The organism is Pseudomonas sp. Irchel s3f10 (assembly GCF_900187515.1).
GTDB classification, from domain to species: Bacteria; Pseudomonadota; Gammaproteobacteria; order Pseudomonadales; family Pseudomonadaceae; genus Aquipseudomonas; species Aquipseudomonas tensinigenes.
On sequence record NZ_FYDZ01000008.1, the window covers coordinates 14,458 to 26,674 of the forward strand.

10 protein-coding genes are annotated in these 12,217 nt (G+C 59.7%); 5 read left to right on the forward strand and 5 right to left on the reverse strand.

From position 1 onward, the window contains the following. The first annotated feature begins 86 nt into the window (after window positions 1-86). The 4 genes from CKW17_RS17870 (at window position 87) to CKW17_RS17885 (ending at window position 4,214) form a co-directional block, all read left to right on the forward strand. Window positions 87-1,241 carry a MalY/PatB family protein gene (locus CKW17_RS17870; protein ID WP_095120835.1) on the forward strand — a complete coding sequence of 385 codons (1,155 nt, stop codon included), beginning with the start codon at window positions 87-89 and terminating at the stop codon, window positions 1,239-1,241. A 195-nt stretch (window positions 1,242-1,436) separates the two neighbouring features. Further along, window positions 1,437-2,294 (forward strand): glucose 1-dehydrogenase, encoded by an 858-nt coding sequence (locus CKW17_RS17875; protein WP_095120836.1) that lies wholly within the window; start codon window positions 1,437-1,439, stop codon window positions 2,292-2,294. Between the two features lie 90 nt (window positions 2,295-2,384). Beyond that, window positions 2,385-3,728: a sodium:proton antiporter gene (locus CKW17_RS17880; protein ID WP_095120837.1), complete on the forward strand. Its 1,344-nt coding sequence runs from the start codon at window positions 2,385-2,387 to the stop codon at window positions 3,726-3,728. Between the two features lie 189 nt (window positions 3,729-3,917). Beyond that, complete coding sequence (locus tag CKW17_RS17885) at window positions 3,918-4,214, forward strand: hypothetical protein (RefSeq protein WP_016984229.1); 297 nt, start codon at window positions 3,918-3,920, stop codon at window positions 4,212-4,214. A 421-nt stretch (window positions 4,215-4,635) separates the two neighbouring features. Here the strand turns inward: CKW17_RS17885 and CKW17_RS17890 are convergent, their stop codons facing one another. The 4 genes from CKW17_RS17890 to CKW17_RS17905 all read right to left on the reverse strand — a co-directional run bounded on the left by CKW17_RS17890 (window position 4,636) and on the right by CKW17_RS17905 (window position 11,142). After that, a complete protein-coding gene (locus CKW17_RS17890; protein ID WP_016983364.1) occupies window positions 4,636-5,172 on the reverse strand; it encodes a hypothetical protein in 537 nt (178 codons plus the stop codon). Between the two features lie 77 nt (window positions 5,173-5,249). Next, window positions 5,250-7,169: a PAS domain-containing sensor histidine kinase gene (locus tag CKW17_RS17895; protein WP_095120838.1), complete on the reverse strand. Its 1,920-nt coding sequence runs from the start codon at window positions 7,167-7,169 to the stop codon at window positions 5,250-5,252. Between the two features lie 5 nt (window positions 7,170-7,174). Next, on the reverse strand, window positions 7,175-9,493 hold the full coding sequence (locus CKW17_RS17900; protein WP_095120839.1) for an ATP-dependent DNA helicase: 2,319 nt from the start codon (window positions 9,491-9,493) through the stop codon (window positions 7,175-7,177). Next, the gene (locus tag CKW17_RS17905) at window positions 9,490-11,142 is read right to left on the reverse strand and encodes a VRR-NUC domain-containing protein (protein ID WP_095120840.1); all 1,653 of its coding nucleotides are present in this window, start codon (window positions 11,140-11,142) and stop codon (window positions 9,490-9,492) included. Before CKW17_RS17905 ends, CKW17_RS17900 begins: the two co-directional genes overlap by 4 nt. 195 nt (window positions 11,143-11,337) lie before the next feature. On the opposite strand from CKW17_RS17905, the gene CKW17_RS17910 reads away from it, so the two are divergent. Further along, window positions 11,338-11,562 carry a YgdI/YgdR family lipoprotein gene (locus CKW17_RS17910; RefSeq protein ID WP_095120841.1) on the forward strand — a complete coding sequence of 75 codons (225 nt, stop codon included), beginning with the start codon at window positions 11,338-11,340 and terminating at the stop codon, window positions 11,560-11,562. 123 nt (window positions 11,563-11,685) lie between these two features. On the opposite strand, the gene CKW17_RS17915 is transcribed toward CKW17_RS17910, so the two are convergent. Then, complete coding sequence (locus tag CKW17_RS17915; protein WP_095120842.1) at window positions 11,686-12,060, reverse strand: hypothetical protein; 375 nt, start codon at window positions 12,058-12,060, stop codon at window positions 11,686-11,688. Between the last annotated feature and the right edge of the window lie 157 nt (window positions 12,061-12,217).

Here is a 12,217-nt window from a genome sequence, read left to right on the forward strand (position 1 = left end):
CAAAAGATCGCAGCCTTCGGCAGCTCCTACACGGGTTGTAGGTTTATCATGCCGGCAGGACCAATCCCGCCTTCACGAGACCGCGCATGACTTTCGATTTTGATCAGCTATTCGACCGCCACAACACCGGCAGCACCAAGTGGAGCCGCTATTCGGCCGATGTGTTGCCGATGTGGGTCGCTGATATGGATTTCGCCGCGCCACCGGTGGTAATCGAGGCTTTACAGCAACGTTTGCTGCACCCGTTGGTGGGCTACAGCGTGCCTCAGGAGAACCTGCGCGAAGCCATCGTCGCCGACCTCTGGAACAAGTTTTCCTGGAAGGTCAAACCGCAAGAGCTGATCTTCCTGCCGGGCGTCGAATCAGGCTTCAACATGGCTTTGAAAGCGCTGGTGCAGCCACAGCAGAACGTCGTTGTGCAAGTCCCGAACTACCCGCCGCTGCGCCATGCGCCGGGCCATTGGGGGCTGAACAAGGTCGAGCTGGAGTTCGTCGCACAAGCCGACGGCACCTACGCCACCCCGCTCGACGTACTGCGTGAGTCGCTGAACGGTGGCGGCGCACTGTTGCTGAGCAACCCGCACAACCCGATCGGCAAAGTGTTCGGCCGTGACGAACTGCAAGCCGTGGCCGACATCTGTGCGGCGCAGGACGCATGGATCATCTCCGATGAAATCCACGCCGAGCTGTGCTTCGACGGTCGCGTGCATATTCCGACCGCCTCCCTTAGCCCGGAAATTGCCAAGCGCACGATCACCCTGATGTCGGCGAGCAAGGCCTACAACATCGCCGGCCTGAAGACCTCGTTCATGATCATTCAAGATGCGGCCCTGCGTGAGCGCGTCAACCACGCCCGCTGCGGCATGGTCGACAGCGTCAACCCGTTGGGCATGGAAGCCACCCGCGCGGCCTACAGCGAAGGCGGGCCATGGCTGACCGAGTTGAAAACCTACCTGCAGGCCAACCGCGACTGGCTGGTTGACGCGGTGCGCAGCCGCTTGCCGGGCGTGACCATCAATGTGCCGCAGGGCACCTATCTGGCGTGGCTGGATTGCTCGGCGCTGGATCTGGACGATCCGCAGCAGTTCTTTCTTGAGCAGGCCAAAGTGGGGCTGAGCGCCGGTCTGGACTTCGGCGATCAACACCAGCAGTTCGTGCGCCTGAACTTCGGCTGCCCGCGCTCGTTGCTCGAAGAAGGCATCGCCCGCATGGAGCGCGCCCTGACACAACGCAACACCTGAGAACACCACATCCCCCTGTAGGAGCTGCCGAAGGCTGCGATCTTTTGATCTTGCTTTTTAAAAGATCAAAATCAAAAGATCGCAGCCTTCGGCAGCTCCTACAGGGAATTTGCGTCACGTGTAAATCCGATCGAACTCACGGCAAACACACCGGGTCAACCGCCCATACCAGCCATGAGACCTCGGAGACCCGCGATGACCGACTATCCAAAACCACCCTTCCCCGCACAAGCCCAAGCCGTTCCCGGTTCGCAACGCAAAATGGAGCCCTATCCCGATTGCGGCGAGCAAAGTTATGTCGGTTCCGGGCGACTGGCCGGCAAGATCGCCCTGATCACCGGCGCTGACAGCGGTATCGGCCGCGCCGTGGCCATTGCTTTCGCCCGTGAAGGCGCTGACGTGGCGGTCGCCTATCTGAATGAGCACGAGGACGCCAAGGAAACCGCCCGCTGGGTCGAACAGGCCGGGCGTCAGTGTCTGCTGTTGCCGGGCGATATTGCGCAAAAGACCCAGTGTCAGGCCTTGGTCGACAAAACCGTCGAACGCTTTGGCCGCATCGACGTGCTGGTCAACAACGCCGCATTCCAGATGACTCACGAAAACTTCGAGGAAATCCCCGACGAGGAATGGGTGATGACCTTCGACGTCAACATCACCGCAATCTTCCGCCTGTGTCAGGCGGCGATCAAACACATGCGCGCCGGCTCGTCGATCATCAACACCAGCTCGGTCAACTCGGACATGCCCAAACCCACCCTGCTCGCCTACGCCACCACCAAAGGCGCGATCGCCAACTTCACCGGCGGCCTGGCGCAGATGCTCGGGCCCAAGGAAATCCGCGTGAACTGCGTGGCACCGGGGCCGATCTGGACGCCGCTGATCGTCTCGACCATGCCCGATGAAGAAGTGCAGAACTTCGGCGGCAACACCCCGCTCGGCCGCCCCGGGCAACCGGTGGAAGTCGCGCCGATCTATGTGCTGTTAGCCTCGGACGAAGCCAGTTACATCACCGGCCAGCGCTATGGCGTGACCGGCGGCAAACCGATGCTGTGATGCCCCCTTCGCCAACGCCTACAGTAAAACTGAAGGCCCATTGAACACGGTGCGATTGCCGTCACATCGTCCACTTGAGGGCGGCACATCATGAGTTTTGTCGTGTGGGTGGCGGTGCTCGGCGCCGTGCTGTTGACCCTGGCACTGACCTCGTCGTACCTGCGCTGGATGCCGGTCACCACCTCGGCGGTTTGTCTGCTGCTGGGGATCGGCATCGGCCCGAGTGGCCTCGATCTATTGAAACTGTCCTTGGAAAATGCCTCGCTGTGGATGGAGCACCTGACGGAAGTCGCGGTGCTGTTTTCCCTGTTCGTCTGCGGTTTGAAGTTGCGTTTACCCCTGCGCGACAAGCGTTGGCGAATCGCCTTTGGCCTCGCCGGGCCAGTGATGGTGCTGACCATTGCCGGGGTTTGTCTGCTGCTGCACTTTGCGTTGAGCTTGCCCTGGGGGCCGTCGCTGTTGATCGGCGCGATTCTGGCACCGACCGATCCGGTGCTGGCGGCGCTGGTGCAGGTCAACGATGCGCGGGATGTCGACAGCGTGCGTTTCGGGCTCTCTGGTGAGGCAGGGTTGAACGATGGGATTGCCTTTCCGTTTGTGATTCTCGGTCTGTTGTTGATGCACGGCGACGGCAGTGCTGCCGAATGGCAAGGCTGGGTGTTGCGCAACGTATTGTGGGCAGTGCCTGCCGGATTGCTTACCGGTTACTGGATGGGCCGAGGTATCGGTCGCGTGACCCTTTCGTTGCGAATCCACAATGACGACAGCACGCTCAGCCCCAATGATTATCTGGCGCTGTCGTTGATTGCCCTGGCCTATGTCGTTGCCGAAGCCATCGGCGGTTACGGCTTCCTGTCGGTATTCGCCGCCGGGTTGGGCCTGCGGCAAGTCGAAGTCAAATCCACCGGCGCCGGCCAACCGCCTGCCGAGCATCTGGTGCAACCAGTGGTCGGCCATCAGAACGTCGAACCGCAGCACGCGGTGCACGGCGACACCGAACGGCTGGAGAGTGACCAGGTCGCCGCCGGGATCATGATGGGCGACATGCTGTCATTCGGCAGTCTGGTCGAGCGCGCCATGGAAGTGTTTCTGGTGACCCTGCTCGGCGTGGTGCTGGTGGCGCACTGGGATTGGCGGGCGTTACTGGTGGGCGGCGTGCTGTTCTGCCTGATCCGCCCGGCCTGCGTTGCGTTGATGCCTTGGGGCGCATTGCTGGAGGGACGCCAACGGCTGTTGATTGGCTGGTTCGGCATTCGTGGGATCGGCAGCCTGTTCTATCTGTTTTATGCCTTGAATCATGGGCTGACCGATAGCGTGGCCAGCGTGTGCACTGACCTGACCTTGTCGGTGGTGGCGCTGAGCATTTTGCTTCACGGGATCAGCACGCAACCGATCCTGGCTCGCTATGAACAGCGTAAAAAACAAAAAAACTGATTTTTGTTTCTTGGATTTATTCAGAGGATTGATCGAATTTTTTTCTTTAAAAAAATGGATCCCTCGGCAAACGCCGACAGTCACAAGCATAACCCCCTCGCCAAATGTATCCGGCGGGGCACGGCAGGTTCGGTTCCACTGCGGCGTTTAAGCCTGTTAAAGGAATCCTTGAAGAATAAGGTTACGGTCATGAAAGAATGCTCGACTCCGGCGCAAATCAAGGCTTGCAGAGCACTGGCTCTGGAACGCAATCGTCAATTGTTCGATAACGCCCATACGCTTAATCGAGCGGCCAATGCGCTGCTTGACGTGGCTGATATGGACATTGAACAGTTTGAGCACTATCGGGCGCTGCGCAAGAAAGCCGACTCGATGTTTGAAGATGCTATCGATCATTTGTGTGTGTTGAACGAAGACTTCCCGCCGATCCCGATGTCGTCGCAGAACTCGGTGGCGTTGCGTCGAGAGCTTGAGACCGTGGAGTGAGCCAGAACAGCCCCCTCACCCTAGCCCTCTCCCCCAGGAGAGGGAACTGACCGAGGTGAATGGTTGAGGTACGCCGACTTGAGATACCGAGTTGAACGCAGATTCTGAACACAACGGAGATCGACTCCTTTTCGAGTGAACCCTGACAGCCCCTCACCCTAGCCCTCTCCCGGAGGGAGAGGGAACTGACCGAGTTGAATGGTCGGGATACGCCGACCTGAGATACCGAGTCGATCGCAGACTTTGACCTGAGATACCGAGTCGAACGCAGATTTTGAACTGCACGAAGATCTGCTCCCTTCCCCCTCGCCCCCATTGGGGGAGAGGGCTGGGGTGAGGGGGATCGATCTGAATGGCAACACAAAATCCAAGCGAATGAAAAAGCCCGGCGATATAAGCCGGGCTTTTGCGTGAAGACCAATCATCCCCCCGGATTGGTCACCTGAATAAACACCGCATAACTCCCCAGCAACACCCAAAACGTCGCAAAGATCCACGGCGTGCGTACCGAAAACAGCAGCGACTTTCTATACCCCTTGTGGCTCGACTCCATTTCACTGAACAGCGGCGACTCGTCATACGCCAGGCCCATCAGCGGCTCACTGTGCAGCAAGTGGCTCTGCTTGAAATGCCAGTGATCGATGATGTCGTACGCCGCGCGAATCCCCGGCCAGGCATTCAGCGAGCTGAGCAACCCGAGCAGCGCCAGAAACGGCGGCACCACCAACGTAAATAACTTGCCCCATTCTGGATTGAGATTGGCCATGCACGAGGCAAAGGCAATCACCAGAAACGACTGCGCCGCCAGATAGGCATCGGTGCGGTTGGCGAGGATGCTGGTTTCGTACTGGATCTCCCGGCGATAGAAATCCAGCCGTTCCTTGGGTGAGCCGAACATCTTGGCGTCATGTTCGGTCAGGGTTTCTTCAGCGGTGGGCTCAGTCAGTATGCGAGACAAAAGATGCACGCTCCGGGGTGGGAAAAACGTTTAGAAGTCCCCGTTGGCGCGCAAGTTCAGCCGGATTGACCGGTGCCTCATTTCATCGATTGAGCAATGATTGCCACCAGATTCATCTGTGTAAACGGCTTGGGCAAGCGTGGCAGTTGCGCAGCAAAACCTTCCAGACGCTCGGCGTAACCGGTGGCCAGGATGATCGGCAGATCCGGTTTGAGCAGACGCACTGCGTGGGCAAGTTGCGCGCCACTCATCTGCGGCATGGCCATGTCGGTGATCATCAGGTCAATCACCTCGCCCTGATCGAACAGCGCCAGCGCCTGCGCACCGGACGTCGCACTGACCACCCGATGGCCAAGGTCTTCCAGCAACAGACTGGTGCTGGTCAACACCAATGAGTCGTCATCCACCACCAGCACGCTGAGTCTTGGCACCACCACCGGCTCGGCGTGTGGCAGCAGCGACTTGCTGGGCATGCCCTCGACGGCCACCGGAATCCACAATTCAGCCGTTGTGCCCTGGGCCTTTTCGCTCTTGAGGACAAAACGACCGCCGAGCTGCTCCATGAAGCCGTGGACCATCGACAAGCCCAGTCCAGTGCCCTTGCCCAAACCTTTGGTGGTGAAGAATGGATCTCTGGCCGACGCCAGCGTGTGCTCATCCATGCCCTCCCCGGTATCGATCACACTGAGGCAGACGTAACGCCCCGCCGGCAGATCAGAATGCCCCAGCTCGAGCACCACTTGCGGTTCAGCGGTGATGCTCACCGCGCCACCGTCAGGCATGGCGTCGCGGGCGTTGGTTGCCAGGTTGAGCAAGGCCAGTTCCAGCTGATTGGTGTCCGCCAGCACCGGCGCCAGATCGGCAGGAAACCGCGTATCGATGCGAATGCCCGGACCCAGGGAGCTGCGCAACAACCCGGTGATGCCCTGAACCAGTTGCGCAATATCCACCGACTCGGTTTTCAATTCCTGACGGCGGGCAAATGCCAGCATGCGCTGGGTCAGCGACACGCCACGCAATGCGCCTTGGGTGGCGTTTTCCAGCAGGCGGCTGATTTTCGCATCGTCACCCATGCGTTTTTGCACGATCTCCAGGTTTCCGAGAATCACCGTCAGCAAATTATTGAAGTCATGAGCGATGCCGCCGCTGAGTTGCCCGATGGCCTGCATCTTCTGCGCCTGGAACAGTGCTTCCCGAGTTTTCTCCAGCGCTTGCTGCGCCTGGTGGGCTTCGGTGATATCGCGGGTGATCTTGGCAAAACCGAGCAAAGTGCCGGTATCGCCACGAATCGCATCGACCACCACATGGGCGAGAAACCGCGTGCCGTCCTTGCGCATGCGCCAGCTCTTGTTCTCGAAGCGGCCCTCGCGGGTGGCGATTTCCAGCGCCCGCTGCGGCTCGCCGAGTTCGCGGTCTTCGGGGGTATAGAAGATCGAAAAGTGCTGGCCGATGATTTCTTCCGGCAAATAACCCTTGATGCGCTGCGCGCCCTGGTTCCAGTTGCTAACACGGCCTTCGGGGCTGAGCATGTAGATCGCATAGTCGGTGACGCCCTGCACCAGCAAACGGAATTGCTGCTCGCTTTGCTTGAGGGTTTCCTCGGCCATTTTGCGGTCGGTCAGGTCGCGGGTGATCTTGGCGAAACCGAGCAACTTGCCGCTGGGATCAATGATCGGATCGATCACCACGTGCGACCAGAAATTGGTGCCGTCCTTGCGCACCCGCCAGCCCTCGCCTTCGAAGCGCCCTTCACGGATCGCGGTATCGAGCGCCCTTTGCGGCAGACCGGCGGCCCGGTCGTCAGCGGTATAGAAACGCGAGAAATGCTCGCCGAGGATTTCCGCTTCTTCGTAGCCCTTGAAGCGCTTGGCTCCGGAGTTCCAGCTGGTGATGATTCCGTCCGGGTCGATCATGTAGATCGCATAGTCGACCACCGCATCGATCAGCAGACGAAAACGCATCTCTTCGATCGCCGCGGTCTTGTTTTTCTCGCTCATCACACTCACCAGCCATTGTCATGATCGGAAGTATGCGTCAATCCGGCGAATTGGGAAGCGGCCGACTCATGATTGATTGCCCACCAACGCGGCAGCAGCTGTTTGATCCGGCTCTCGGCAAAGCGGTCGTCAATCAGCATCACCACGCCGCGATCCTCGCGGGTACGGATGACTCGCCCGGCGGCCTGCACCACTTTCTGCACGCCGGGGTACAGATAGGTGTAGTCGTAACCGGCACCGAAGATAGCCGCCATGCGGTGTTTGAGTTGTTCGTTGACCGGATTGAACTGCGCCAGCCCCAGCGTGGCAATGAACGCGCCGATCAGCCGCGCACCGGGTAAATCGATGCCTTCGCCAAACGCACCGCCCAACACAGCAAAGCCAATGCCCTGGCTGTGTGCGGTGAACTGGTCGAGAAAGGCCTGCCGCGCGCCTTCGAGCATGCCCCGCGATTGCTGCCAGAGGGTGATGTGCGGGTAACGCTCTGCCAGTAACGACGCGACTTGTTGCAGATAATCGAAGCTGCTGAAAAACGCCAGGTAGTTGCCAGGACGTTCGCTGAACTGCCGCGCGATCAATTCAACGATCGGCTCCAGCGAGGCCTGCCGATGATTGAAGCGCGTCGAGATGCGGCTGACGATCTGCACCTGCAACTGCTCGGCGCAAAACGGCGATTCAACGTCGATCCACACGGTGTCGGTGGGCGTGCCAAGCAAATCGGCGTAATAGTGACGCGGGCTGAGGGTCGCGGAGAACAGCACGCTGCTGCGCGCCGCTTTCAGGCGCGGGCCGATGAACGCGGCCGGCACCACATTGCGCAGGCACAACTGCGACAGCGGCTTTTTACGTTCGAGGTCGCGCTTGCTGATGTCGAACAGGTAATGCTCGTCGTACAGCTCCGCCACCCGGGCGAATTGCAGCAGGTCGAAGTAGAAGTTCTGCAGCCCGCTGTCGAGACCCTGCGGATGGTCATTGAGGTAATCGCCAATCGCGGCGCAACACAGCGAAATCGCCTGCAGGAGTTTTTCCGGAGCCTTGTCGTACGCCTGATAGGCCGCCAGTTGCGGCGCATGCAGGGCGTTCCATTCCCGGTTGATCCGTTGCAGAGACTTTTTCAACGGCGCCGGTGCCGTTTTGCGCACGCTGCCCAAGGTGAACTGATCGAGACTGGCGCTGTACATCTGCCGGCCACGTTCGACGAGGTTGTGCGCCTCATCCGCCAGCACCGCGACTTTCCATTGGTTGAGCTGGGCGAGACCGAAGAGCATGGCGCTGAAGTCGAAGTAATAGTTGTAGTCGGCGATGACCACGTCGACCCAACGGGCCATCTCCTGACTCAAGTAATACGGGCACACCGCGTGTTGCGCGGCGACCTCGCGCATGGCCGCTTGATCGAGCAACTGGAGTCGACTGGCCGCTTCCCGGGCGGCGGGCAAGCGATCGTAAAAGCCTTGGGCCAGCGGGCAGGACTCGCCGTGACAGGCTTTGTCCGGGTGTTCGCAGGCCTTGTCGCGGGCGACCATTTCCAGCACCCGTAAGGGCAAGGCTGGCGACTGATCGAACAGCACCCGACTGGCATCCAGCGCCAGTTTGCGCCCCGGCGTCTTGGCAGTGAGGAAGAACACCTTGTCCAGTTGCTGCGGTGCCAGCGCTTTGAGCACCGGGAACAACGTGCCGAGGGTTTTGCCGATACCGGTCGGCGCCTGGGCCATCAGGCAGCGCCCGGTGCTGACAGCCTTGAACACCGACTCGGCCAAATGCCGCTGACCCGGACGAAAATCGGCATGGGGAAACGCCAGTTGTTGCGCCGCCAGATTGCGCGCCTCGCGATGGGCCATTTCCTGTTCGGCCCATTGCAGGAACAGCGTACATTGCTGCTCGAAAAACGCTTTCAACGCATCTGCGCTGAACGCTTCGACCAGACAGGTCTCTTTCTCGCTGACGATATCGAAGTACACCAGCGCCAGATTGATCTGCTCAAGTTCGAGTTTGCGGCACATCAACCAGCCGTAGATCTTCGCCTGCGCCCAGTGCAACTGGCGGTGGTTGGCCGGTTGTTTGCTCAGATCGCCACGGTAGGTTTTGACTTCTTCCAGGCAGTTTTGCGCGGGATCGTAGCCGTCCGCCCTGCCCTTGACCTTCAATTGCAGAAACGCGCCTTCCAGCGCCACTTCGCTTTGGTATTTCTCGCTGCGCCGCGAGGCCACGGTGCGGTGGCCGGCGATGCCTTCCAGCGCCGTGGGTGATGGGGTGAAGCGCAGGTCGAGGTCGCCGGTCTTGGCGGTGAACTCGCACAGTGCGCGCACGGCAATGTTGTAGCTCAAGCGCTCTGCTCCGCCCATTGCACGTAACACACCGCCACCGGCATTTGGTGTTGGTGACAGAACTCGAGCCAGCGCAGTTGATTGTCCTGCAGGCGATCGCCGGGGCCTTTCACTTCAATCATTCGGTAGGTTTTGTGCTGCGGCCAGAACTGGATCAGGTCGGGCATGCCAGCACGGTTGGCCTTGATGTCGAGCAGCAAACGGTTGAACCAGTGTTTGAGGTGTTCGGCGGGCAGACAGGCCAGTGCTTGCTCCAGCAACGTTTCATTCAATGCGCCCCAGAACACGAATGGCGACTGAATGCCCCACTTGTCGATGAAGCGCTGGCGAATGGTCGCCGTATAGCGACCGTCATCGAGTTCGCGCAGGCACGCCTGAAACAGCTCGGCGCGGCGTTGCTGGAAGTCTTCATTGAGCAGGTCCACCGGGCCACGCTGGAACGGGTGAAAGAACGCTCCGGGCAACGGCGCGAAGATCGCCGGCCAGCACAACAGGCCAAACAGCGAATTGATCAGGCTGTTTTCCACGTAATGCACCGGGCCATCGTCATCGTGCAGATGCGCCTGCACGTAAAGCTCCACGGACAATGCAGGATCGCTGCGCGGCAACTGCAGATCCAGACGCTCGACCGGTCTGGCGGCTGCACGTTTGAGCGGCGGGCCACCGAGTTTGCGCCGCACCCTTGGCAATATCCGTTGCAGGCCTTGCTGCTCGGCGGCGCTTTCCGGCGCCTGTTCTGCAAGCGTTGCGAGTTCCAGCGCCAACGGGTATTCGCCACTGCGTTCCAGCACACGAATCATGCGCAAACGCGCGCCGGGATAGGCGCAGTCGCGGTAAATGCTCAGGGCCAGGGCAAACTCGCTGATGCGCTCGCAATACTGGCCGATCTGGAACAGCACCTTGCCACGCCGGCGTTGCAGCCACGGGTTGTCGAAGTGCAAGGCGCTGACCTGCTCGACGATAGTTTCCAGTGGCTCACCGGCCTCGAAACGCAATTGACAGTTGTGCAGGAACAGGCACGCATCGACGTCTTCGCGACTGCGCAGGCCCCGCGAGTCGGCGCAGAACTCGACTTTTTCATAGGTGAAGATGCCCAGGTCGGCGAGGACGAATTCCGACCAGTCCTGATACAGGTTGCCGAAGAACATCAGACGCAAGCGGTCGCACAGGTCCATGATGGTCAGGCTGAACAGCCGGTCATCGAGCAGTGGCGCCCAGTCGCGCAGGCAGCGCAATTCTCTGAACTGCTCGGCCAACAGCGGCAGCCACTCATCCTTGCGCCCCTTGGGCTGTTCGATGGCGGCGCCGAAGGCCTGCACAAGCTCGGCTTTGAGCAACACGTCGAACAACTCGGCGAGGGCCAGCGGTGCGTGTTCATCGATCCAGCCACGCTCCAGCAAGGGCTGCGCGGCCGCAGCGATGTCACCGATTTCAGCGTAATTGAGTTTGCCGGCGCGAAAATGCACGCCCTTGCGCATGACCATCCGCACCAGCAAACACTGACTCGCACGGGGCAAGGCCTTGAAGTCGCGGATGAACGCGTGTTCCGTTTCGCTCATCACATCGGCATAGCGAAGTTCAAGCCAATCAAGCACTTGCCGGAAGTTGTTAAGGTAATAGAACGGGTCGTCGAGGGGATTGGCAGTCACGGGAATTCTGGGGCCATGGCGAACGAATACTGGTTATGCGTACAGATACCAGCTGTGCCCTGCCCGGTGCAAACGGAAAATGATCAATGGCATTTTTTCGCCGGGCTATCGAACTTTTCTCACGGAGATAGCACCAACCGCGTTAGAAGGCCGACAATGCTCGGCATTACATCGAATGAGGATTTAGAGGTGGGTATGAAAATCAAGTCACTGGGTATCCCTTTCGCCGTCGTTGCCGCGCTGGCACTGGCCGGTTGCTCGACCCCGACGGTGGTCACTCTGCAGAACGGCACCCAGTATCTGACCAAGGACATGCCGAAAACCAAAACCAAGGATGGCTTCTATGAGTTCGAAGATATTTCCGGGTCCAAGGTGAAGGTTCGCGCCGATGAAGTAGCCACGGTGCGCGAAGAAGACTAGGTTTCGCTCGTTCCCACGCTCTGCGTGGGAATGCAGCCCGGGACGCTCCGCGTCCCTTCAAAGCCGAACGCGGAGCGTCCGTTGAGGCATTCCTTTGCTGCGCGTGGGAACGATCATTGAGTGTTATTCGAAGGTCGGCATGCCCGGAATGCTGCCGTCGCAAGGCATGTACGTGCCACCCCGCTTGACCACTTCACCCTGCAAACGCCGGCAGCGTTCCAGATCCTGCTGCGCCATGCGATCAATGCTCAGATTGCCGGTGGTTTGCGGCTGTTTGCCGTCACCCAGGCGCAGGGTCACGAACGGTTGTTCGGGCTGAATCTGAAAGCGGCTTTTCTCTTCGACCGGTTCCACCGTCTCGCTTTTCGGCGGACTCGGCAGTTGGTCGGTGGTGATGCCGTAACGGCTCAGAATCGAACTTTGAGGCAGATCGGCCCAGACATTGGCCGAACACAGCGCCAGTGCAACGAACCCGACATACCCCTTGAAACCTTTCACGTTTGAATCTCCTGTACTCAATGGCGGCTAGCTATAGAACGTGTGTGCACGTGCTGGCTTTAGGCCGCATTTCCTGTTTTTGCAGGGGTTTGAGTCAGGGAATGGCTGTCGAGTCACTTTTAACACCGCGTTATCGTTCTTCGCGAGCAGGCTCGCT